The sequence below is a fragment of the bacterium genome, from assembly GCA_035945995.1.
Taxonomy (GTDB): Bacteria; Sysuimicrobiota; Sysuimicrobiia; order Sysuimicrobiales; family Segetimicrobiaceae; genus DASSJF01.
The window spans coordinates 14,593-38,366 of record DASYZR010000096.1 but is presented as its reverse complement, the minus strand read 5'-3'; the positions used below and the strand labels follow the sequence as shown (position 1 = coordinate 38,366).

Below are 23,774 nucleotides of genomic sequence, written 5' to 3'. Positions count from 1 at the left end.
GCGCGCCATAGCGTGCTGCTGACGCTGCGTCCCGCCGAAAGCGGGGACGCGGAGGCGTTGTTGCGGCTGTATGAGGGCGTCTACCGCGGGGGGTACTCCGCGTGCTTCGGCCGGTACGGCGCCATCGGGCCGAAGGACGTCTGGTGGATCCAGTCGGAACGAGAGGTGCTCATTCTCGAATTGAATCGCGCGCCGGCCGGGCTGCTGGTGCTGGGCCGGGACAAGAACCGGCTGCTGGCCGAGGAAGTGCTGCTGCTGCCCGATGCCCTGCGCCAGGCCCCCGGCCCGCAGGCGCTGCGCACCGTCGTGGAGCGCGTGCACCTGGAACTCACCAGGAAATTTCAGGAGGCGCGGCAGGACCGCCTCCGATTCCGCACGATGGAGCGCAACCCGCTCGGCATGGTGCTGCTGACGAGCGGCGGGTTCACCGTCGCCGACGCCCTCGTCGTCTCGAGCCTCGATCTCCCCGCGGCCGTCGCGGGGGCGGACACCGCGCCGGATGTCGGCGTCGTGCCGGAAGGCTACGTGGTGCGCCGGGCGTTCGCCGGCCAGGACGAAGACGCGGTCGCGCGGCTCGACGAGGAATGCCTCGGCGGGCGCGCGCAGCCCCACGATCTCGCCCACCATCTGGCCGGTCGCGACGTCCGCACGTTTCTGGCGACCCGCGACGGCTATCCGATCGGGTTCGTCATGGCCGCCGCGCGGGACGGCGTTGGGGAATGGCGGCTCGGCGTGCGCCAGCCGCACCGGCGGCGGGGGCTCGGCGGCGTGCTCGCGCACACGGCGCTCGCCGCGCTCAGTGCCCGGGGCGCGCACCTGGTGGTCGCCACGCACTGGGCCGGGGACAGCGCGGCGGAAGCGTTCGGATCGTCCCTCGGATTCGCGACGGAGCGCGTCTATCTCTACGCCGAACGGCCGTTGTGACCCGGGCGGGCGCGGCGGGCGGTATCGGCGCAATCACCGCCCGGCCGCGTAGACCTCGTCCGTATGGTCCGGTATAATACGTCCGGTTCGTTCGGTTCCCGCACGATGCGCGTGGGGCTGTAGCTCAGCGGGAGAGCGCCTCTTTGGCGTAGAGGAGGTCGAGGGTTCAATTCCCTCCAGCTCCACCAGTACTCTTCCTCGACGCGCCGAAGTATAGTCGCTCGCTTCAATAGAGGAGAAGCGCGTTTTCAGGGTAGCCCATGGCCCGCCGCGCATTCGCGCGCGGCTTATTAGATTAGCGCAACGATTCGAACGCCGCCCGGATCTCGGCCGTGAACAGCTCCGGCTGTTCCACGCCGCGAAGTGACCACCTTTGTCGACTTCGTGGAAATAGATGAGCTTGTGATACGCACGCTTGGCCCAGCTGCGTGGAGCACGGTAGAGCTCGTCGGGGAAGACCGTCACGGCAGCAGGGATGGAGATGTCCACCGCGTTGAAAAGTTGTTGGCGTTTACTTTCCCAGTAGAGCCGCGCGGAAGACGTGTCGTCGAGCATCTCGTCGCGCGTGAGTTCCCGCTCGGGGTGACCGCCAGTATACGTCCACGCGGCGAACTTGTCGTAGAATCAGGCCGCGAGGCCGGCGGGCGAATCCGCCAGGCTGTAGCCCAGGGTTTGCGGGCGGGTCCCCATGATGGCGGCATAGCCAGAGCCCTGCGCGTACCAGCAATTAATTCGATCGAACGCAGCCTTTTCCGCGGCGGACAACCCGGACGGCGCCGGATCGCTATTGGTGAGGGCCTTCGCAATATCCGGTGGCACGGTCGCGGGCGTGTTGACGTGGATCCCAGCAGTCCCGCCGGCGCCTGACGCGCCATCACGTCTGAGACGACCGAACCCTATTGGCCGCCTTGCGACACATAGCGCGTGTATCCCAGGCGCCCCATCCGCTCGGCCCAGGCGCGCGCGATGTGGTCGGGACCCCAGCCAGTGCTTGCCCGAGAAGGCATAGCCGGGCATCGAGGGCGGCACGAGATCGAAGGCGTCCTCTGCGCGTCCGCCATAGGCCGTGGGATCCGTGAGCGGACCAATGACCTTCAGGAGTTCGAAGATCGAGCCGGGCCAGCCATGGGTCATGATCAGCGGCAGGGCATTCGGATGACGAGAGGGGACGTGCACGTACTGAATGTCGAGCCCGTCGATATTGGTCACGAACTGCGGCAAGGCATTCAGCTTCGCTTCCGCCTTCCGCCAGTCGTAGTCCGTCCCCCAGTAGCGTACGAGCCCCTGGATCGTCGCCAGCTGCACGCCCTGGGATTGATCAGTGACCGTCTCGGTCGGGCCACCGTGTCGCCGCCACGCGTCGGCGGAGGTCGACGAGCGCCGCTTCCGGAACGTTGATGCGGAAGGAGCGGACTGCGTTGGCTTCGGCCGGATACTGCACTTTTTCGACTTGGGTCATTGTGTATTCTCCTTTGCATTCATTGCGGACCAACTTTGTTCTCTTGACCAGCATGACTCCCGTCAATGCTGGTTGGGGTGCCTCAGCCTCGGAACCTATATCGTAATCGGCGATGGTCTTTATGAAGTGATCGATCCTTCCGTGCGCGACCTCATTGCGCCGCTGAACAAATCGAAGCTCCTTGCCACCGAGGTGCTCCCCGACAGGCATTAGCGCGTGAACCGGTAAACCCTTTTTTCGCGCTGCCAGAAGTGACTTCTTACTCAGCGTTTGCCACTTAATGATGCCGGTCGGTGTCATTTGTTTCGTCCGGGTAATGTGCATTGTGGCGATAACGCCCAACGGTGGATAGTCGGCGCGAAACCGCGGGGTAATTTTCGCGTGGCGGATCTCGAGAATTGACGCCATGGGTTCGGCGAAGATAAAGGGAAACGGCTCGCGATATTTCAGATGCTGGACAATGTTACTGCCCAAGCTGCGGCCTCGTGCGGCTGATAGAGGCGGCAACGTAGTCCTGGACGACGCGGCGCATGGAGAAGCCTTGCGCTCGAGGCCCGAGCTTCCTGCCGAACAAACAGGCGTAGTATGAGTGTCCGGTAGGATATATGCATGACGACTTCCGGGAGGCAACCGAGATGGCAAAGCGGTGCATTCGGCAGTTTGACACGTCAGCGCTGAACATGAACACAAAGCGGATCGGTTCCAGAGCCATCGGGGCGAGAGGCGACATGGTGTTCTTTCAGGGCCAGATGGGCTTCGATCTCGACGGTAAGTTCGTGGGACACGGTGATCCTGGCGCGCAGGCGGAGCAGGCCTGCAAGAATATCAAGTCACTTATCGAGGAAGCTGGGCGACACGATCGAAGACATCTGCAAGCTCACGATCTACGTCACCGACGCCTCTTACAGACCGGCCGTCTACGCCGTCGTCGATAGGTACTTCGTCAATGCGCACCATTGCAGCACCGGAGTGGTCGTCAAAGGCCTGGCGACCTCCGACCTGCTCGTAGAGATCGATGCCTTTGGCGTGATTGACGAACGGAACAGGTAGGGCGCATCGCTGCGAAGCCGCGATCGCTCAAATGGTCAGCTTGCCTCCCTCAAGGACCACGCGAGAATCGATCCGCAGCGTGGGATTGTAGAGCACCATATCCATATGCAACGTACACGCAACTGTACCGCCATATGAAATATTGTCGCCCAAGGCCACGTGCACCGTTCCCAAGGCCTTCTTTTCCTCCTCGAACCGGCCGTTGAACTCGGCCCCATCGTTTAGCCCCACGCCGATTTCGGCGACGTTGTCGGCATTCCGATGGGTCGCTAGGAGCCTCCGGATGCGTTCGGCGACGTTCCCCGTTCCGTCAATCGACCGGACGCGGCCTTCCTCGACGTGGAAGACCAGGGGCCGCTGAGGTATTCCGAACCGAAAAAGCGGACCGTCGATCACGATCACGCCCTGGGCAGTGCCCTCGGTCGGCATTTGCGATTGTTCGCCGTCGGGGAAAGCCGCGGCCTCGCCCGCCTGCGTTGCGAATCCGAGATTTGGCTCCAGTTTCTCTCCCTCGATTCTCGCATGAAACTCCGTGCCCGCCGGCGACGTCAGACGCAGCTCCTTACCGCGCGCCCAGATCTCGCCAAGGCGATTCCCGCGGTCCCTGATCCCATCGTAATCCGCCGATGCCGCACCGCCCGTCCAGTCTTCGTAATCCCGTAGAACCATCGACATACTGCGCAAACGTCCGGCATTCTTGAGTTGAGCGATACGCTTCGCGTAGGCGCCAGCGGGAGAAGCGGTCGTGATGCCGATGACCACGTCGGCGGCTTCCAACCCCTGATCGACGAATTTCGTCAGATCGTGATTACGGATCCCGGCCCGATTCGGAATGAAGGCCAGTGAGTATTCGGCACCGACGTCCTTCAGCGTGCCTACGATCGCGTACACCATCGCGGTGTCGGTATCGGAGTCGGCAATGACCACAACTTCCTCGCCGGGCTTCACCGCAAGCAGCTTGCAGACCACCTTCCGAGCCGCGGGCAACATTTCTGCCACTCTCATAGGGGTGATTCCTCCTCCTTGACGACTGAGCGGACGGGATAGCGTTCACCTTCCTCTGCTCTTTGGATCCAAGACGTCTCGAAGGCCGTCGCCAACCATGTTAAAAGCCAAGACAGAAACCATGATCGCCAAGCCCGGCGAAATTGCCAACCACGGTGTCAAGCCTATTTGGTCGACGCCGGCCTTGATCATGGTGCCCCAACTCGGCGTAGGAGGTTGAATGCCCAGCCCGAGGAAACTCAGGCTCGCTTCGGTACGAATCGCCGTGCTCACCCACAGCGTGCCCATGACGGTGATGGGACCGATGATGTTCGGCAAGATGTGGCGGGTCAGGGTGCGCGTCTGCGTCGCCCCTGAGCTATTGCACCATTCTACATAAGCCATCTCGCGGACGGCGAGGGTGGCGCCGCGCGCGAGTCGTGCGAATTGGGGCACGAGGGATAGGGCCACGGCAACGATCGTATTCTCAAGGCCGGCACCCAGCGTGGCTACCACGAGAAGGCCCAGCAGCAGCGACGGAAACACCGGGAAGGTCGAAAACGACGCGAACAGGCGTCTCCCCGGAATGGGGAAGCCATGCGCATCTTGGCCCGGGGCACTGTTCGATCACAATCAGCGGCGAGCATGCCGGCCGGTGCTCGTTCAAGATTGCTGATACCTAAAGTACGCCAGGCTCAGAAGCAGCGTGAAGAGAAGCATCATCACTGAGAGGGCCGACGCCGTGCCAAACCGGAAGCTCTCGAAGGCCAGTCGATAGTCGTACGTCGACAGCACCTGCGTTTGGTTCATGGGCCCGCCGCCCGTTGTGAGGAAGACCAAATCGAACAAACGAAAGTTCCAGATCGCATCGAGCAAGGCCACACTTGCGATGACCGGCTTGAGGCTGGGCAAGGTAATATATCGAAACTGCCCCCACAGGTTCGCCCCATCGACGGCCCCGGCTTCGTGCAGCTCCGGAGGGATATTCTGAAGGCCGGCGAGCAAAAGCAGCATCACAAGCGGGTATCCCCGCCATAGGTTGATGACGACCAAGGCGGGCATCGCGAGCGCCGGCTCCCCCAGCCAGTCGACCGGTCTCGCCGCCGGCGTCACTCGCATCAACGCGAGTGTACCGTTGAGGACGCCGAACGGGCTCAGGATCAGCCGCCAATTAATGGCGACGACCGCCGCCGTGAACATCCACGGCACGATCAGGATGCCGCGAAAGACCGATCGAATCGACGGGCGCAGCCGTTGGTGGAGAAGGAGGGCCAGGGCCAATCCGAGAGCCAGATGGAGCAGGACCGAGCTGGCCGTGAACATCAGCGTGTTGCCGAACGACGACCAAAAGACCGGATCGCTTTTGAGTGCGACGAAATTCTGAGACCCCACAAACCGCGTGCTCGAGGCGACCAAAGAGTTGTCAAGCATGCTCAGTTGTACGAGCCTGGCAATTGGATAAACGAACAGAACGCATAGCACTACGACTGCCGGTGCCACAAGGATGTAGGGCACCACGTTGGCTCGCGTTCGCGCGCCGACCAGGCGTGTCCGCCACTGCGGTCGGCCCGCCGCCTCCCCGGTTATAACAGGGATCGGCCTCAGCGCCGGCTACCGGTATCGGGCGAGAATCTCATCCCACGCTTTGGCGGCGTCATCCATCGCTTGCTGCGTGGACATTCGACCCTGCAGCGCCGCCTGCACGTGCTCGACGAAAACCCGCCAGAGGTCAGTATTCTGCGGCGTGGTGGCATCCTCGGCCATGACGCGAGGGTCCTTCAGAATCGTCGCGGCAACTTTCAACAATGGGTCGGTTCGTATTGACGGAACGGCCGCGGCCGTATTTCCCGGTAACTGGCCCGCCATTTCGGCCATGAGCGCATTTCCCCTTGGGCTGGTGAGCCATTGCATGAACGTCCACACGGCTTCCTTGTGTCTGGTCTGAGCGGACATCGCAAGATTCCATCCGGTCAATCGAGTTCCACTGGTGGTCCCCCTCGGCAGCGGCGCGACCGAGAAATCCAGTTGCGGGTTGCGGGTCCTCAGCAGTTTGATGTGAGCCACATTGCTGACCATGAACGCGTTGCGTCCGGACGCAAAGGCCTCTACCTTATCGCTCTCGACGTTCGTCAGCGTCCCGGGAGCGTAGACCTTGTCCTTGTTCACCAAATCCATATAGAATTGCACCGCGCGCACTGCAGCCGGGCTGTTGATGTTCGCGCGGCCGTTCTTGATCGTCGTGGTGCCCTGCTGGTATATGAGCGGGAAGATCTCGATCGCACCGCCGTTGTACGGACTCTTGTCCGCCATGCCCGACGTAAAGGCATACTGGTTCTTCTCGGGCTTTGTCGTCTTAATCGCCATCTCGCGAAGCTCTGCCCACGTCTGAGGCGGGTTCGTGTAGCCGGCATCTCTCAGGATCGTCCTGTTGTAGAAGAGGAGGAACGGGATGGACGTGAGCGGCAACAAATACGTCTTGCCTTTCCAGGGCGTTGTCGGGGCTTTGACGAGCTCATGCACCCACGCCTGATCCGACCGCTGCAGGTACGGGTTCAGCGGTTCCAAGATGCGCGCCTCGGCGAATTCCACCGTCCAGGGCATGTTCATGTTGAGGACGTCGGGAAGATCCTTCGCGGCGTTTAACACCACGATCTTGTCGTGCACCTGACCAAACGGCATCGAGATTCGCTCGACCGTGATGTCCGGATGTTCCCGGCCGAAGGCGTCGAGGATGGCTTTCATCGACGCTTCGCCGATTTCCGGCGTAATCCACTCCAGCCATTGGATCTTCACGGCCTGCGTCGGAGCCGCCGAGGCCGCCGGCCAGCCCAGCACGCCCACAAGCAGGGCCAGACCAAACGCGATCCCCGCGCTCCACCAGCCCACGTTCCGCCCGCCAATTCGATGCGACATTTCCCACCTCCGTTTGGTCAGCCTTTGACGGCTCCCGCCGCGAGGCCGGCGATCAGGTAGCGCTGCACGAACACGAACACCGCGAACAGCGGGAGACTTGCGAGAAGTGACAGCGCCATCATCACGTTCCATTCGTAGGCGTGCTCGCCCATGAGCAGGGCGATCCCTACCGGAACGGTACGCATGGACGTGGTTTGGGTGAGGGTGACCGCGAATAAGAATTCGTTCCAGGCCAAGAGAAACGCGAACGCACCGGTGGCCACCACGCCGGGGACCGTCAGCGGGGCAAGGATTCGCCGCAACGCCCCAAGGCGCGTACACCCGTCGACCATCGCCGCCTCTTCCAGGTCCCGAGGAATGGTATCGAAGTAACTCGTCATCATCAGCGTCGCGAACGGCAGGGCGAACGACGTATACGTCGCAATGAGCGCCGTGTACGAATCGTACAATCCAAGCGCCGCAATGACGACGAAGTACGGAACCACCAGGGCAATCGGCGGGATCATCTGTGTGCCGATGATGAAGACGCGAAGTGCCGACGCCCCGGGGAACCGAAAACGGGAAAAACCGTACCCGGCCATCATCGCGAGGGCCAGCGATGCCACGGTGGTGGTCCCAGCCACCACGTAGCTGTTGAAAAAGAACCGAAGGGTCGCCGGGGAACCCAAGACCCGACGGTATGCCTCAAGGGTGAGCACAGCGGGCACCCATCTCGGGGGCACCGTGAAGATCATTCCGTTCGGTCGAATGGAGACGGTGAACATCCACGCGACGGGCAGCATCACCAGGAGCGACGCTACCGCGAGGGCCGAGTACACGGCAGCTGGCTGCCAGCCGGGGCTACGCACCCAGGGCTCCGCACGAACTTTTCATACCGGATGGCGCGTGGCTCACCCGGGTCTCCACGCCGTTAACAACCGGCCTGCCGGACACGCGCGGCCGCCCGTTGCAACGCGGAAACCGGATCCGCGATCTGTGATTCGTGCTCTTCCTCGAGCACAATCCAGTCTTCATACCTCCGCTGCGTCAGCACGTCGCACACCGACCGAATGTCCAAGATACCTTCGCCGAGAGGCGGAAAGGATCCGTCGGCGCTGGCATCCTTGAGGTGAATGTGGTTGATTCTCGAGAGATGTCGACGGATCGTCTCGGCGGGATTGTGGCCGCACCGCAGGAGATGCCCGGTGTCGGCGCAAACGAAGACGCGCGAGGAGTCGGTTCGGTCCAAGAACGCATCCCATTCGTCAGGCGTCCATACAACCGCGTCGGGGTGCGAGTGTAGGTGAACGTTGATCGTCAGCCCCACGGCGTCTGCTCGCCGCGCGATCTCGTTATACATCCTGCATGCGTGGGCCACCTTTGCGCACCGGTCCCGCTCGGGGTGGGGACTGGAAAGCCCCTTCAGACCGAGCCGACGCGCCCCCGCTTCCAGCGTGAACACCAACGCGCGTTCCAGACCGGTGAGTTCCGCTTCGGCGTCCCTTGGATCCGTAAAGCCGGTCGCCATGGTGTAGCGTACGCACGCCAGCGAGAGCCCGCGCGTTTCAACGGCCGTTCTCAGGTCGCGCGGTCGGCCGCCAAACCGCGCGGCGACGGCCATCGTGAGCTCGATACCGTCGAGCCGAGCGCGTTTCGCGGTGTCAAGAATGTCCTCGACCGTTCCCGTCCACCGGCCGCCTTGCATCTCCCACAGCCAGGTTTGACATGCCAGCGGCCGTCGGGATGCCCTGTCGGCCTTGTCTAACGCATCGCTCGCCGGGCCGGTCACCTTTCCGGGGCCTGATTGAGATGTATTGGGCCGTCTGCGGCATCGATGATGGCTTGGCACAGCTCGAGAGCGCGCCACCCATCGTCCAGGGACGGCGAGGGCGGTTCTTCGCCGGTCACGGCTTTCGCGAACGCCTCCAGCTCCTCCAAGTACCCCGGCCGGCTGATCCCTCGATAGTTCGCCCCGTGCTCCCAGATACGCGAGCTCTGCGCCCGCGGATAACCGCCGCTCAAATCGTCGGTGAGTGGAAAGATGCGAAGCGACGTCAGGTTGCGAACCGTGACCGCTGTACCGGCGTCCCCCAAGACCGTGAGGATCGGGCTCATGACCGTGGCGTGTGACGCGAGCAGTAGAGTACCTGTCGCGCCGCCGGTAAACGTCAGCAGCGCCGACAAAAACACCCCGTGTTCTCGTTGAGCCGAAGATGAGACGGCGGACGCGACCCTCTGAACGGGACCCATCAGAAACCGCAAGCAGTCCGCCACATGGCTGCCCTGATCCAGCATAAACCGCCACAGCGCTGATCCTCCGCCGGCGCCGCCCGGCCCGGTCGCATGAGATCCTGGGGCGATGTGCGCGCCCTGGAAGAGCACGGCGTGGCCGAACTCCGGCGCCTCAATCACGCGTTTCTGCGTCCGTACCGCCGGTGCATGGCGCCACATCGTACCGGTCATGCCGATCGTGCCCTTGGCTCGGATTACGTCGGCGACCTGCCGCGCCTGCGCGACCGTGGGTGCAACGGGCTTTTCCACAAAGAGATGCACGCCCGACGCGGCGCATGCCAGCCCTGCTTCATAGTGCATCGGGGCCGGGCCTACAACGATGACGGCATCCAGCTCTTCCGCGGCCAGCATGCGACTGAAATCGGAATAGCACCGCTTGGCTCCAAACCGCAACCCGAGAGCCGCGCGGTCCGGGTTGAGGTCACAGGAGGCAATGTAGTCGAATGCCGGGATGAGCGGGATACATGGCTGCAGGCTTGTGATCGAGTGGTCTCCGCAACCGATGATTCCTAGACGCACCCGTCGCAGGGTTGACATGCGGCGCCTCCTGGCTCAGGAGCGCGCTGAATCCACGCCCCGTCGTGACATCTCTCAGGTTATGCATTGGTCCGAGCGCCCCTTCAGGAATTCGTGCGCGAAAGTCGAGGCAGGTACACGCGGGCACATGTTTGTGAGGGCTTCGCCGTGGTCAGAAAGCGGGACAGGACCATCAATGCCTCCGAAGGGGCTCATGCCAATGTCACGGCCGGATCGATTCAGGATCGTGCGAGCGCTGCTCTCAGTGCCGTTCTTCATTGCGTTTCCAAGCATGGCCGCGCCCGGGTCTCCGGGATCTCCGGCTTCCGACCAATCGTCGTAACCGCTATCGGCGCAGCCGAAAGCTTCAGCTGGATCCAGTCAAGCCGGAGGCACGGCCGATGAGTTGTCCACCGGCTTTCAGTTAGAGCCGCGCCGAGAAGAGGCCTCCATGCGGCGGCGCCACTGACGTTCGGCATCCTTCCACCTCCCGGAACATCATGCTCTCGCGAGCGATACGAGCAGGGTGGTCTGGAAGTGGAGCTTCAGCGCGCGGCCCGCCGCCTCGACATGGCGGCGCATGGCCGTCTCCGCGGCTTCTGGGTCGTTGGCGGCGACGGCATCGGCAATGGCGGCGTGCTCGCGAACCGACGTGGCCAGGGTCCGCGCTCTCGTCGACGTGTCAATGAGCAGCCGGATCTGTCCATCGAATGCCTCCGCTGCCCTGATGAGCCGGCCGTTGCCGGAGGCCTTTCGGATGCACTGGTGGAATGCGAGGTCCAGATCCCCGTATCGCTCGAAGTCCCTCGATGACACGCAGGCCCTTTGGCCGGCGATCAGGATCTTGAGCCGCCGCGGCAACTGCTTATCGGCTCGGGAGGCCGCGAGGCGGGCGGCCAGCGCCTCGACGACCTCGCGAAGCGCATAGATCTCTTCGATATCGTGCGGCGACATGCGGGGAATGAAGTAGCCGCGATGCGGAATCGCGACGACCAATCCCTCGCGTTCGAGGGCGGACAGCGCTCCTTTGATCGGGGTGGGCGACAACCCCAACTCCTCCGCGAGGGCTCGCACGAGAAGTTTGGCCCCCGGCTGAAGGCGCCGGGCAATGATCGCCGACCGTAGCGCGCGATAGGCCTCCTGCTGTAAGGTCGTCCGCGTTCCCGGCAGGCGAACCTGGATGCCCGCGTCGCGAGTGCGAGAGGATAAGCGGGGCATGATTTTGAATCCAAAATACAATATGTGCGACTTCCGTCCCTGCCGCATTCCGCGCGAAGGCGGCGCATGACGCGTTCGCCGCGAACACCCGGTAAGGCACACGGGCTGGTCCGCATCTCCGATGGGTTCGGTCGTTACTCGATGCTTGCCGTGGATCAGCGTCCGCCGCTCCTCAAGCTCGTGTCGGAGGCCTTGGGCACACCTGAAAACGTGGTGGGCGCCGAGGTCGGGCTGCTTAAGGGACTCATCGCCGACGCCCTTGCCGGGGCGGTGACCGGTCTTCTCATTGACCCGTTCTTGGGGTACCCTCGCGTGCTCTCACTGCTCCCGCGGGCGACCGGCCTGCTGCTCACGCTCGAAGACCACCGCTTTGAGACGACGGCCGATGGCTATCGGCGCAGCGGGTTGATTCGCGGCTGGGACGTCGATGCCGCTGTTCGGGCCGGTGCCGATGCGCTAAAATTGCTCGTCTGGTACCGTCCAGACGCTCCGGCAGACGTGCGGACGGCGCAGGAGGCCCTCGTGCGTCTGGTCGGCGATGCGTGCGCCAGGGTCGACCGGCCGTTCGTGCTCGAATTGCTGCTGTATCCGCTGGCCGGCGAGCCCCCGGACGTCTATGCGCACCGGTTCCCCGATTTGTCGAGGGACCTCGTCGAGGCGTTTGCGGCGCGTTCGTTTCTGGTTGATCTCTACAAACTCGCGCTGCCCGGACGCCCCGACGGCGTGAGGGAGTGGGGTGGCACGCTCTACGGTCTACCGGACCTCGGCGATGCCATGGCGCGGACGACCAGGCTCCTTCCCGCGCCTTGGGTGTTGCTCAGCGGCGGCATGCCCTCGGATCATTTCATTGAGTCGCTCCGGTTGGCCGCCGCGGCCGGCGCGCGAGGGTACCTTGCGGGCCGCGCGATCTGGTGGCGCGCCGTGGAAGCCTACCCCGATATCGACGCGGTGCGACGACGTTTGAACGACGACGCGTCACGCGTGCTCCAGTCGCTCAACCGCATTGTGCAGGCCCTCCCGCCCGGGCCTCCTGCGAGCGACTGGCGCGTCGGCACCCGGGGTCCGGCCCCGCAGGAGGAGTGGGTGCGATAACAGGCCCGAGGACACTCCCACAGCGAAGGGGGGAGCAGATGATGAGACGGACCGGGATCATGATGCTCACGGCGATCGCCGCGGTGATCACGCTGGCAACGACGGCCGCAACCAGCGCGCCGTCGTTCGACTGGAAGAAGTACTCCGGCACGACGTTGAACTTCCTCGCCGACGACAATCCGGTCGGCGTCCTGCTGAAGAAACACGCGCCGGAATTCACCGCGCAGACCGGGATCCGGGTCAACGTCCTGCTGTTCAGCGAGCAGCAGTTCCGCCAGCGCCTCACGACGATCCTGCAGGCCAAGAGCGACCAGGTGGACGTGTTCATGTCCCTGGTCTCGCTCGAGGGCTTGCTCTATCGCCGGGCGGGATGGTACGCGGACCTCAACCCGCTCGTCCATGATGCGTCGCAGACGGCGCCGGATTACGACTTTTCGGACTTCGGCGCCGGGGTGGCCAGATCGTCCGTCGTGAACGGTCAGTTGACGGGAATTCCGGTCAACATCGAAGGGCCGGTGCTCTACTACCGGAAGGATGTGCTGGCGAAGTGCGGGCTCACGGCGCCCAAGACCCTGTCGCATATCGAAACGGTGGCCGCGGCCCTCAAGAAGTGCGTGCCCAACATGGTGCCGTTCGCCAGCCGGGGGCTCGCGCCCGCGCTGCCCTACACGTTCAGTAACTTCCTGCACAACTTCGGCGGCGTCTATCTCACGGGCGCCGGACGCTCGGCACTCTCCACTCCTCCGACACTCAAGGCGATCACGTACTACGTGACGCTCTTGAAGGAGTACGGACCACCCGGCGTGGTCAACTACTCGTTCCCCCAATTGACGGCGCTGTACGGAAACGGGCAGGCGGTCATGTCGTTTGAGTCGAGCAACGAGTTCGGCAAGGTAGTCGCCGCCCCCGAGCGGGCTCAGGACACGGGCGTCACGGTGCTCCCGCCGGGACCGGCGGGAAGCTTCCCGACGGTGATCGGCTGGGAGCTCTCCGTCTCGACGTTCTCGGCCCACAAAGACGCGGCCTGGTATTTCCTCCAGTGGGCGACGGGCAGGCAGATGGAGGTGACGCTCGGTCTCGAGGGATTGGCGCCGCCCCGGACCTCACCGTGGACAGCGCCGGTCTTCGCCAAGTGGCTCGGGGCCCTGCCGGTCAGGCGAGAGTGGGCCGAGGCGCTCGCGACCCTCTCGAGGACCGGAACGGGGCAGGTCGGACCGAACATGCTGCTGCAGCCGCAGGCCCGGCAGATTATCGGCAACGCGGTGGACAGCGTGATTCTTGGTCAAGCCACGCCCCAAGCCGCCGCGTCGAGCGCCGATCAGCAGATCGACAAGTTGATCCAGCAATCAGAAGCCAAATGAAAGGGACCGACGCCGTCCACGCGTGAGACCGGGCCGGCGGATCCGGACGCCCGGGCATCAACGTCCCAACGTCTCGACGTTCGTCCTGTGCAGATGACGGCGACAGGTCGGACGCGGCGATGGGGCGTCTCGCCCGCCGTGTGGCTACTGGGTCCGGCGCTCGCGTTCGTGGTGCTCCTGACCGGCTTTCCGTTCCTGTACGCGATCTACTTGAGCCTCAACCGGTTTCTGTTCGGAAACTCGCCGCGCTTCATCGGCCTCGGCAACTACGCCGAGATGCTGCGCGATCCTCTGTTCTGGACGGGCCTCCGGGTTACGTTCGTGCTGTACCTGGCGTCGCTGGCGGCCCAGCTCGCGCTCGGGCTGTACGTCGGTATGCTTCTCAACCGGCCAATTCGCGCCGCGCGGCTCCTGCGCACGCTTCTCCTCTCGCCGTTTGCCATGCCCTCAGTCGCCGTCGGAATGATGTGGCTCATCCTGCTGGATCCGTCATTCGGCTCCGTGAACTACCTGCTGCAACTCGCCGGCCTGCCGAAGAGCCTGTTTCTGGCATCGCCGTCGCTTGCCGTTCCGACCCTGGCCGCGATCGACACGTGGCAGTGGACCCCATTTGTCGCGCTCATCATTCTCGGCGGACTCCAGTCTCTGCCGCAGGACCCGTACGAAGCGGCGGTCATGGACGGGGCGTCGCCGTTGCAGTTGTTCCGTTTCGTCACGCTGCCGCTGCTGCGTCCCGCGCTGCTGGCCGCGGCTATCCTCCGAAGTGTCGACCTGCTGCGGTTCTTTGACACGATCTACATCACGACCCAGGGCGGTCCCGGCAACGCATCGACGACGCTGAACATCTACGCGTACCAGCAGGGATTCCAGTTCTTTGAGCTCGGGTACGCCAGCGCCCTGATGCTGACGCTGCTGGCGGCCGTTCTCCTCGTGGTCACGGCGCTGGCGAGGGTGCGGCGGGCGATCGCATGACACCGCCCCGCCGGGTCGGCGTCCTGTCGGCGGCGTGGCTCTACACGCAGTACGGGATTGTGAGCGCCGTGATCCTCGCGCCGATCGTATGGACCGTGCTCTCCAGCTTTAAGCCGTCGGCGGCGGTCACCGGGTATCCCCCGGCGGTCCTGTTCTCGCCGACGCTCGAAAACTACGAGCGACTCTTCACCACCGTGCCTTTGCTGCACTACGGACTCAACAGCGTAATTATAGCCGGCGGGTCGACGTTCTTTGGGCTTCTCCTGGCGGTGCCCGCAGCGTTCGCGGTGTCCTGGTATCAGGTCGCTTGGCCGGCGTCGCTCGCGCTCGTCGCGCGCATGGCACCGGGCGGACTGTTCCTGCTGCCCTGGTACGTGCTGTTCACCCGTCTCCACCTGATCAACACCTACACGGCGCTGATCCTCACGCACGCGGTCATTACGATGCCGGTCGTCCTCTGGACGATGATCTCGTTTTTCGACGCGATCCCGAGAGACGTGCTGGAGTCGTCCCTCGTGGACGGGAGCACGCTCGGCCGCACGATCGCTTCGGTCGCGATTCCGCTCGCGGCGCCCGGAGTCGTCGTGGCAACCGTGTTGAGCTTCATCCTGTCGTGGAATTATTTTTTGTTCGCGCTCGTCCTCTCGGGCATCAACACGACCCCCCTCACCGTCGCGGCGTTCCAGTTCGTCGGGGAAGGGGTGACGGACTGGGGGATGCTAATGGGCACCGCGACCCTGCTGGCCCTCCCGCCGCTCGCCCTGGCGTTCCTGGTGCAGCAGTGGCTGGTGGCGGGCCTCACGTTCGGGGCGGTCAAAGGATAGACGCCATGCGACAAATCACGCTGTCGCGGTACGGGTCATGACGATCCGGTCCGCCCGCTTCGTCGGCGCCGGCAAGGTGGTCGTCGAATCGACGGAACTGGCCCCGCTGCGGCCCGAGGAAGTCATCGTACGCGTTCTTCGCTGTGCGCTCTGCGGCAGCGATCTGCGCCTGTGGCGCGGAGGCGCGGCGCACGTCCCGGGACACGAGATCGTGGGTGTCGTGGATACCCCCGGCCACCCGCTGCACGGCCGGCGCGTCCTTGTCTATATCCCGGTGTACTGCGGGGAATGTGCGTATTGTCGAGGCGGCGACCCCCACCTGTGCGAACGGCTGACCGACCTGATCGGATGGCAGCGACCCGGCGGGTACGCCGAGGCGCTGGCCGTCCCGACGCGCAACCTCATCCCGATGCCGGACGACATCCCGACCGATCTTGCGCCCTTGCTGCTGGACACGATCGGGACGGCGGCCCACGCGCTCCGGCTCGCGGGGCGGGTCGTCGCGAGTGGCCCGGCCGCCGTGCTGGGTGCGGGTCCGCTCGGCCTCGGGTGTGTGATTACCCTCCGCCAGTTCGGCTTCGACCCTGTCTTCTGCGCGGAGCCGGCGGCGGAGCGAGCAACCCTGGCGCGAGAGCTGGGCGCGCGACCGCTCGCGGTGGGCACCGTGGAACGCCGGTTTCCCCTCGTCGTCGAGGCGAGCGGCAACCTGGCGGCGCGAGCCCAGGGGCTTGACGCGACGGCCCCCGGAGGAGCGCTCGTCTTGCTCGGGGAGAACAGTGCGCCGTGGACCATCGAGCCAACCCCGCGCATCCGCCGCAAGGATTTCTTCGTGCTCCGGTCGTTCTATTTCCCGCTCCGGGATGTCAACGACAACCTCACCCTGCTCCGGCGCGCGCGTTCAGACTACGCCCGGCTGGTCGACGGCCGGGCCTCGCTCGACGGCCTCGGCGCGCTCTTTGAACGATTCGCCTCGGGTGACCTGATCAAGCCGGAGCTCACCTTCGAATGATGGACCCCAGCGCCGAGCAGGTGGAGCGTTACGGACGGCGACGATGACCCGGGTGCTGTTGCTTGGCCGCGTGGTCCTCGACCACCGCTTTTGGGTCGAACGGTTTCCTCCTGCCGCGAACCGCACCCCAACGCTGGACTACGTGGAAGCCGTTGGCGGCCCGGCGGCGGTCGCGGCAGAAACGGTCGCGCAGATCGGCGGAGAAGCCGTGTTCATCGGGCGGCGAGGTGACGATCCGGCAGGGGAACGTGTGGAGACGCTCCTGCGGAAGCAGGCCGTAGACACGCGCCACCTCCGCGCGGTGCCCGGGGCGAGGACCCCTGTGGCCGCCGTCCTAATTGATTCTCGAGGAGACCGCTTCATCTTCCCCTACGCGGGCGCGGGGCTGCCGGAGACGACGCATTGGATCCCGCTGCGGGAACTGGACCGTGCAAACGCCGTTCTCGTCGACTCGCGATGGCCCGCCGGAGCGGCGGTGCTGAGCCGTGCGGCCCGCGCTGTAGGGTTGCCGGTGGTGGTTGATCTGGATACGGACAGTCCGGAGGCGTGGGCGGTGGCTGCCGCGGCCACCCACGCGATCGCCGACGAAGAACTGGCAACCCGTTGTGGTGGCGTGGCGGCCGTACTCAACCGGCTGGCCCGCGCCCGGACCTGGGGCGCGGTGACCCTTGGTCCGGGCGGAGTGGCCCACGCCGCCGGGCGCATGCCGGCGTTCCCCGTTCCCGCGCATGACACGACCGGCGCGGGAGACGTGTTTCACGGAGCGTTCGTCCTGGCGATCGCCGAGCACCGGGGGGAGGACGAGGCGCTCCGTCGTGCATCTGCGGCGGCCGCAGTGCGCTGCCGGATGGGACGCGTGCCGACGCGTTCCGAGGTTGAGTCGCTGCTGGCCGCTGAGAGTGACACTCGTGGAACCCAGTAACCCAAGACTTGCGCCATTGATGTATCCAGCAATCGGCCTGGTCACGAACGCGACGAATTCCGTTCCTTCCTCGACCCGATCCAATCGTTGCACGTTGCGGTCGTCCGGACGGCACGACGTTGCGGGTCCGGCTATGCATCACCGAACTGGTGGCCGGCTCAATTTTGTTCGCAGTGATGATAAAGGATGAGCCTCATGTCTGGCTTGTTCTCGAGGTCGCCACCTCGCAGCCTCCTGGAGGTGTCCGTGGATGGGAGCCCCATGCGCCGTCCCAACGTGACCGTCTTTTTGCACGTCGGATACCCAGAGCACGCGAGATAAGCAGGGCCGTAATTCCCCACCTTCATGATCATGGGTTGTTGACAGGCCGGGCACGAGCGATCCGTCGGGATCTTGTCGTGCTTACGGAGCCGTCGCTTGTAGCCGCATTCCGAAGCGCGTTCGCAAACGAGGGTCACGTACTCCGGCGACCACGGTCGCCCGAAGGAGCCCGCCGCACTTGGGGCAGCCTTCCTGCGTCGTGATCACTTCTCGGCGGTCGGCGTCGTTCGCCTCAGAGGTGTGCGCCAACGTCGCCACCGCATGGGCCAGCGCCGACGCCGCCCGAGCGGACGCGATTCGTCTGGCAGGAGCCTTCGGACATGCCGCGCCGCCCGGGACGGGGCATCCGTTCCAGATCACCCGGCGATCGACCACGACGTCGGAGGGTTCGTGACCAGGCGCACGGTCATCAACGCGGCCGGAGTCTGGGCGCATCGAATTGCAAACGTGGGGGATGTCCGAGCGGCGCATCCGAAGGGATACTCGTGAATATCACCTTGGTGCTGATCGACAGCCTGAACCGCCATCATCTATCCGCATATGTGCCCACGTTTGTCAGGACACCGAACCTTTCGAAGTTTACACAGCGGGCGTGGCGGTTCGACAACCATTTCGTCGGCAGTTTGCCTTGCATGCCGGCGCGACGTGAGATCTTTGCCGGCCGCAAGGAGATGATGTGGCGGCCGTGGGGACCGCTGGAGCCCTACGACGTTCGGCTTCCGGCGCTGCTCCGGCAGTCAGGATACGCTACGGGGATTGTCACAGATCACTACCATTATTGGGAGCAGGAAGCCAACGGCTACATTCAAGCGTTCGAGAGTGCGGACCTCGTGCGGGGGCATGAACTCGACTTCTGGAAGCCGGCGGTTTCTGAGGACGAACCGGTCCCTCGTTGGGTCGAGAACATCGATCGGTGGCGCCCCGGTTCGGGCCGGCGCTACTTCGGGAACGTGAAGGACTTTTCGAGGGAGGAGGATTTTTTCCCAGCCAAGGTCATGGCGCAATCGGCGGCGTGGCTGGCGGAGAACGCCCGCAACAGGCGGTTCTTCCTGCAGGTCGAGTCCTTCGATGTTCATGAGCCGTTTCACATTCCCGAGCCGTATGCTTCCATGTACGGGGACGGTTCGCGAAGAGACGTGTTCACCGTCTGGCCACCGTACCAAGACCCCGAACGGCTCGCTGCGTTCATGGCGCAGGCCAGCCCAGAGGCACTCGAGTTCATCCGCTCGCAATACGCGGGCAAGCTCACGATGGTCGACCGGTGGTTTGGTGAACTCCTCCGGACCTTCGACCGGTTGGGTCTCTGGGACAACACGATGGTGATCGTGACCACGGACCACGGGCACGACCTCGGCGACCGCCGCGCATTTGGTAAGCAGTACCCACATTTTGATAGCCACGCCAACATTCCACTGCTGATCTGGCATCCGCGCTATCCCGGCAATGGCCGGAGCGTCTCCGCCCTCACCTCCACGGTCGATCTCTTCGCCACAGTGCTGGAAGCTGCAGGAGTCGCCGTGCCGGAACCGACCCAGAGTTATAGCCTGCTACCCGTCCTTGAAGGTACGAGGTCTAGTCATCGACACGCGTTGCTCTATGGCACCTTTGGCGAAGGAATCTGTGGTACCGACGGCGAGTGGACGATCTTCAAGTCGCCGGAGCGAAATGGTCCCCTCTTCTCGTACTCGCCGTTACTCTTCAAATCCTTGACGGCCGATACCCTCGTTCTCCCTGTCGATCACGGTCTGTTCATCCCGGGGGTCAAATTTCCGCAGTGGAAGGTGCCCGTGCGGAATCGGCCGCGGAGCAGAGAGAACTGCCTGTTCAACCGCACCGACGATCCGGCGCAGAGCCGAAACCGATGGGAAGACGAGCAGCGGCAGCGGGCGAGAATGCTTGACCTGTTGCACGGACTGCTTGCCGCCGAGGGCACACCGCCCGAACAGTACGAACGGTTAGGGCTGCGCGGGTGACGATGACGATGGCATGGCAATGGTCTGCATCCCAGGGCCAACACGTTGTGTAGGTATTCGCCGTCAGTCACGACGGTGACCATTGTGCCGGCACCTCAGAGCCCTCAAGCCGCGCAGCGAAGCCGCAAGTTCCACGAGGTTGTTGCTCTTGGGCCCCGGCAAGGCGGGAGCGAGCAGTCGCTGGCAGCCCTTAACGCGGAGAAGCAACGTCCAACCGGCAGGCACGGGATTGCTGATGGCGGAGCCGTCGATCACCATCGTCTGCGCGTCTGCGCGAGGCACTCAATCGCAGCCTTCTGCTGCCCTCGGCGGGCCGAGAACGGTCAGCGCGTGTGCCCACCGCTTTGGGCGGCCGCATCGCTATGTCCGGCAGGCGGTTCATCGAGGGAGGACCTGTACTGACGAACGTCCAATTTCCGCAGCAAGAATTTGACCGGCCAGCATGAAGATCCTCACCTTCGGCGCGTATGTGAGCCGCATCAGGAGAGGGGTGGAATAGCGCGGCATGCGGCGTATCAAACTCGTCGCCCACCTCGCTGGCGTTTCCACCGCGACGGTCTCGCGGGTGTTTAGCGAGACTGTGCCTGTTCGGCCCGCCACGCGCGAGAAGGTATTGCAGGCAGCCGAAAAAGTTGGCTACCAGCCCGACGCGCTGGCTCGGGCGCTCCGCGTGGGCTCGAGTAAGACGATTGGGCTGCTCCTTCCCAACACCGCAAACCACATGGTGGCACGGCTGATGACGGTGATCGAGGACCAGGTCTACCGGCGGGGCTATCGCCTGATCGTCTGTAATACGGCGGACGATCCTGAACGCGAGCGCATACACTTGCAGGAACTGGTCGGGCGCCGGGTCGATGGGCTCATCGTGTCCTCATCCGGAGTATCCGCCCGCGAATATCGGATCTTTCTAACGGAGGGGACTCCGATCGTGGCGCTCGATCGCCGGTGTGCGGATCTGCGGATTGACGGAGCTTACCCCGACAATGCGGGTGCGACCTTCGAGGCGGTTTCGTACCTTCTGCGGCTTGGGCACTGTCGCATCGCAGCGATCGGCCCCAGGGGTACGAACATCGGTCGGGAGCGATTTGCGGGCTATCACAAGGCACTGGCGACGTCGGGGGTGATCCCAGATCCACGGTGGCAGATCGAGTTGCCTGAGGCGCGGCCGGATGTGGAGCCGCCGCTGCGGACCCTTCTGAATCTTCCACCTGGGCGCCGACCGAGTGCGATAATCGCGCTCAGCTACGCGTACACACAACCGCTTGTCGGTGCGCTGCGCGCGCTCAAACTCAAGGTGCCGGATGAGCTTTCCTTGGTCGTGTACGGGGACACCGGGTGGAACGAGTTGGTCGATCCGCCGCTTACCGCCGTCGTATACGACGGCGCGATCCTCGGTGGCGATGCCGTAGAATTGCTCTTCCGGCGACAGCGGCAGCCTCGAGCGCCGCGAAAGGAATTGATGACACCGGGAAGACTCGTGATTGGTGCCTCGTGCGCCTGCCCCGCCGCCGGGCCGTTTGTTTCAAAATGTAACCGGTTACATGAGCGAACAACTTGATGGAAGCCACAATGCGCCTTCCGCTATTGCAGACCGCGTACCTTTACCTGCGTACCATGATCCCCGTGCTGGCGATTTGGCATCTCGTCGCGCGCTCCGTTGGAAATCCGGTGCTGTTGCCCGGTCCGCTCGAGGTTGGGCAGGCAGTCGTCGCTCTCTTCGGAAGCCACGAACTCTTGGGAAACGCTCTGACGAGTCTCCGCCGCATCCTGCTCGGATATGGCCTCGCACTCGGGGTCGGCATGGTGCTTGGCATCCTGATGGGGCTGTCGGATACGATCCACGACCTGATCGACCCGGTGATCGAGTTGTTGCGTCCGATCTCGGGGATCGCGTGGATCCCGCTCGCCCTGTTGATCTTCGGTGTAGGCGATCAGCTGACGGTGTTCATCATCTTCTACGGGTCGCTGTTCGCGGTGATCGTCAACACGCTTGCGGGTGTGCGCGGCTGCGATCCGCAGCTCATCCAGGCCGCGCGCACGTTCGGCGCGAGTCGTTGGGTTGTCTTGACGCAGGTCGTCCTACCGGCCGCGCTCCCCACGGTCCTGGTGGGCGCTCGGGTCGGCATGGGGCTCGCGTGGATGTCGCTCGTGGCGGCGGAACTGGTAGGCGCACCGACCGGTCTGGGTTTCGCCGTCGAGTGGTACCGAGAGTTGCTTATGACGCCCAAAGTCGTGGCCGTAATCGTCGTCATCGGGGTCCTCGGATATCTCACGGACCGCGTGCTTCGAGATATCCGGCGTCGTCTCACGCCGTGGAGCGCCGGACAGGCGGCGGGGGTGTAGGCGCCATGGTTCGCGCGACGCGGCGGCGCGTGTGGCTCCGGGTGTTTCTCCCCGTAGCGCTCCTGATCGTGTGGTACCTTGCGACGACCTTTGCACCGACGTCACCCTATACCCCACGCCCGGTCAGGGTTCTCACGGCATTCGAAGTGCTGGTGGGCAACGGTGCCCTCCTGACCGCCATCCCCATTAGCCTCGGACGGGTGCTTCTGGGATTCCTGCTCGCCTCGGCGACGGCGGCGCTCGTCGGGCTCCTCATGGGATACTACCCGGTCGTCGAGCAGACGCTCGATCCGCTCATCGAGAGCTGCCGATCGGTGGCCCCGATCGCGCTTCTCCCGCTCGCGATCCTGTGGTTCGGCACAGGCAGTCCGGCGGCAGTGTTCATCGTGTCGTACGCGGCGTTTTTCCCGATGATCCTGAACGCCGTGGCCGGAGTGCGCCGGGTGAGCATGTCGATGGTGCGCGTGGCGCGCACCATCGGGGCGAGCGAGTGGACGATCATGCACCAGGTCATTCTGCCCGGTGCCCTGCCTGCCGTCCTTACGGGGGCGCGGCTCGCGATGGGGGCGGCCTGGACGTCGGTGGTTGCGGCAGAACTCGCGGTGGGCGCCAAGGCCGGCGGAGGCGGCACCGGCGGAATCGGACAGTTGATGTTCACCTTCTATTTGTACAACACGGACCCGAACCCGATTGTCGCCAGCATGATCGTCGTCGGCGTGATCGGGTTTGCCTTGGATCAGATGATCCGCCTGCTGTCGCGGCGGCTTATCCCGTGGGCACAGCGATCCTAGTCTGGAGAAGCGACCATGGCGGACGCCAAGATTCTGATCCGCGGCGTGGAGAAGACCTTCGTCCTACCACTGACCGGCCAACCGGTGCCGGCGCTCGCCGCCATCGACCTGGAGATCCGGGCCGGCGAATTCCTGTCGATCCTCGGGCCGAGTGGATGCGGCAAGTCCACGCTGCTGAACATCGTGGCGGGCTTGGAGGAGCCGACCGGCGGAAGCGTGCGCATCGACGGACGGACGATTGCAGGTCCCGGCCCCGACCGTGGCGTCCTCTTTCAAGATTACGCGCTGTTTCCTTGGAAGACCGTCTGGCACAATGTCGAGTTTGGCCCGCGATACGGTGCGCCGTCGCTTCGGGTGCAGGGCGAGGAGCGGCGGCGGTTGGTTCAGCGGTACATCGACTTGGTCGGCCTCACCGGCTCCGAGCAGAAGTACCCGCACCAGTTGTCGGGCGGCATGAAGCAGCGGTGCGCGTTGGCTCGGCTCTTCGTCGCCCGGCCGGACGTCCTGCTGATGGATGAGCCGTTGGCGGCCCTCGACGCGCAGACGCGCATCGTGTTGCAGAGTGAGCTGCTGCGCATCTGGGGCCAGGAGGCACCCCACGCCGAGCGCAAGACGGTCCTGTACGTCACGCACTCGATCGACGAAGCGATCTTTCTTTCGGATCGGACGGTCGTGCTGAGCAGCCGCCCCGGGCGAATCAAGGAGATTTTTGCCGTCAACCTTCCCAGACCCCGGCTGGACGAGATGCGGGGCACGGCGCAGTTTCGAGAGCTCTTCACAGCGATTTGGGATCTGATCAAGAGCGAAGCGTACTCGGCAAGCGTGCAGTAA

General features: G+C 64.2%; 21 protein-coding genes, 1 tRNA gene and 1 pseudogene. 14 read left to right on the top strand and 9 right to left on the bottom strand.

Annotated features, from left to right (window positions below):
• Positions 1-12 precede the first annotated feature (12 nt).
• Both VGZ23_10120 and VGZ23_10115 read left to right on the top strand, forming a co-directional pair.
• On the top strand, positions 13-924 hold the full coding sequence (locus VGZ23_10120) for a GNAT family N-acetyltransferase (protein HEV2357947.1): 912 nt from the start codon (positions 13-15) through the stop codon (positions 922-924).
• A gap of 113 nt (positions 925-1,037) precedes the next feature.
• A tRNA-Ala gene (locus VGZ23_10115) sits at positions 1,038-1,112 on the top strand.
• Positions 1,113-1,219: 107 nt separating this feature from the next.
• Here VGZ23_10115 and VGZ23_10110 read toward each other — a convergent pair.
• A pseudogene (locus VGZ23_10110) lies at positions 1,220-2,383 on the bottom strand (epoxide hydrolase).
• A gap of 786 nt (positions 2,384-3,169) precedes the next feature.
• Here VGZ23_10110 and VGZ23_10105 point away from each other — a divergent pair.
• A complete protein-coding gene (locus VGZ23_10105) occupies positions 3,170-3,433 on the top strand; it encodes a Rid family hydrolase (GenBank protein HEV2357946.1) in 264 nt (87 codons plus the stop codon).
• Positions 3,434-3,460: 27 nt separating this feature from the next.
• On the opposite strand, the gene VGZ23_10100 is transcribed toward VGZ23_10105, so the two are convergent.
• The 8 genes from VGZ23_10100 to VGZ23_10065 form a co-directional block, all read right to left on the bottom strand.
• The gene (locus tag VGZ23_10100; GenBank protein ID HEV2357945.1) at positions 3,461-4,438 is read right to left on the bottom strand and encodes a leucyl aminopeptidase; all 978 of its coding nucleotides are present in this window, start codon (positions 4,436-4,438) and stop codon (positions 3,461-3,463) included.
• Positions 4,439-4,483: 45 nt separating this feature from the next.
• Positions 4,484-4,990, bottom strand: coding sequence for an ABC transporter permease (locus tag VGZ23_10095; protein HEV2357944.1), 507 nt, complete (start codon positions 4,988-4,990; stop codon positions 4,484-4,486).
• A gap of 90 nt (positions 4,991-5,080) precedes the next feature.
• On the bottom strand, positions 5,081-5,935 hold the full coding sequence (locus VGZ23_10090; GenBank protein ID HEV2357943.1) for a sugar ABC transporter permease: 855 nt from the start codon (positions 5,933-5,935) through the stop codon (positions 5,081-5,083).
• Between the two features lie 93 nt (positions 5,936-6,028).
• Positions 6,029-7,303 carry a sugar ABC transporter substrate-binding protein gene (locus tag VGZ23_10085; GenBank protein ID HEV2357942.1) on the bottom strand — a complete coding sequence of 425 codons (1,275 nt, stop codon included), beginning with the start codon at positions 7,301-7,303 and terminating at the stop codon, positions 6,029-6,031.
• A 44-nt stretch (positions 7,304-7,347) separates the two neighbouring features.
• Positions 7,348-8,178 carry a carbohydrate ABC transporter permease gene (locus VGZ23_10080; GenBank protein ID HEV2357941.1) on the bottom strand — a complete coding sequence of 277 codons (831 nt, stop codon included), beginning with the start codon at positions 8,176-8,178 and terminating at the stop codon, positions 7,348-7,350.
• A gap of 62 nt (positions 8,179-8,240) precedes the next feature.
• On the bottom strand, positions 8,241-9,098 hold the full coding sequence (locus tag VGZ23_10075; GenBank protein ID HEV2357940.1) for a sugar phosphate isomerase/epimerase family protein: 858 nt from the start codon (positions 9,096-9,098) through the stop codon (positions 8,241-8,243).
• A complete protein-coding gene (locus VGZ23_10070; GenBank protein HEV2357939.1) occupies positions 9,095-10,138 on the bottom strand; it encodes a Gfo/Idh/MocA family oxidoreductase in 1,044 nt (347 codons plus the stop codon). Before VGZ23_10070 ends, VGZ23_10075 begins: the two co-directional genes overlap by 4 nt.
• Positions 10,139-10,615: 477 nt before the next feature.
• A complete protein-coding gene (locus tag VGZ23_10065; protein HEV2357938.1) occupies positions 10,616-11,335 on the bottom strand; it encodes a GntR family transcriptional regulator in 720 nt (239 codons plus the stop codon).
• Positions 11,336-11,401: 66 nt separating this feature from the next.
• Here VGZ23_10065 and VGZ23_10060 point away from each other — a divergent pair, with 66 nt between their 5' ends.
• From VGZ23_10060 to VGZ23_10010, 11 genes are all read left to right on the top strand, one after another.
• Complete coding sequence (locus VGZ23_10060) at positions 11,402-12,427, top strand: tagatose 1,6-diphosphate aldolase (GenBank protein HEV2357937.1); 1,026 nt, start codon at positions 11,402-11,404, stop codon at positions 12,425-12,427.
• 38 nt (positions 12,428-12,465) lie between these two features.
• Positions 12,466-13,788, top strand: coding sequence for a sugar ABC transporter substrate-binding protein (locus VGZ23_10055; protein HEV2357936.1), 1,323 nt, complete (start codon positions 12,466-12,468; stop codon positions 13,786-13,788).
• A 93-nt stretch (positions 13,789-13,881) separates the two neighbouring features.
• A complete protein-coding gene (locus VGZ23_10050; protein HEV2357935.1) occupies positions 13,882-14,760 on the top strand; it encodes a sugar ABC transporter permease in 879 nt (292 codons plus the stop codon).
• Positions 14,757-15,584 (top strand): carbohydrate ABC transporter permease, encoded by an 828-nt coding sequence (locus VGZ23_10045; protein ID HEV2357934.1) that lies wholly within the window; start codon positions 14,757-14,759, stop codon positions 15,582-15,584. The genes VGZ23_10050 and VGZ23_10045 overlap by 4 nt, the downstream gene beginning before the upstream one ends.
• Before the next feature lie 37 nt (positions 15,585-15,621).
• A complete protein-coding gene (locus VGZ23_10040; GenBank protein HEV2357933.1) occupies positions 15,622-16,593 on the top strand; it encodes an alcohol dehydrogenase catalytic domain-containing protein in 972 nt (323 codons plus the stop codon).
• 43 nt (positions 16,594-16,636) lie between these two features.
• Entirely contained in the window at positions 16,637-17,515 is an 879-nt protein-coding gene (locus tag VGZ23_10035) for a PfkB family carbohydrate kinase (GenBank protein ID HEV2357932.1), read from the top strand.
• 806 nt (positions 17,516-18,321) lie between these two features.
• The gene (locus VGZ23_10030) at positions 18,322-19,809 is read left to right on the top strand and encodes a sulfatase (protein HEV2357931.1); all 1,488 of its coding nucleotides are present in this window, start codon (positions 18,322-18,324) and stop codon (positions 19,807-19,809) included.
• Between the two features lie 505 nt (positions 19,810-20,314).
• A complete protein-coding gene (locus VGZ23_10025; protein HEV2357930.1) occupies positions 20,315-21,367 on the top strand; it encodes a LacI family DNA-binding transcriptional regulator in 1,053 nt (350 codons plus the stop codon).
• 11 nt (positions 21,368-21,378) lie between these two features.
• On the top strand, positions 21,379-22,152 hold the full coding sequence (locus VGZ23_10020) for an ABC transporter permease (GenBank protein ID HEV2357929.1): 774 nt from the start codon (positions 21,379-21,381) through the stop codon (positions 22,150-22,152).
• 5 nt (positions 22,153-22,157) lie between these two features.
• Positions 22,158-22,943 carry an ABC transporter permease gene (locus tag VGZ23_10015; GenBank protein ID HEV2357928.1) on the top strand — a complete coding sequence of 262 codons (786 nt, stop codon included), beginning with the start codon at positions 22,158-22,160 and terminating at the stop codon, positions 22,941-22,943.
• Between the two features lie 15 nt (positions 22,944-22,958).
• The gene (locus tag VGZ23_10010; GenBank protein HEV2357927.1) at positions 22,959-23,774 is read left to right on the top strand and encodes an ABC transporter ATP-binding protein; all 816 of its coding nucleotides are present in this window, start codon (positions 22,959-22,961) and stop codon (positions 23,772-23,774) included.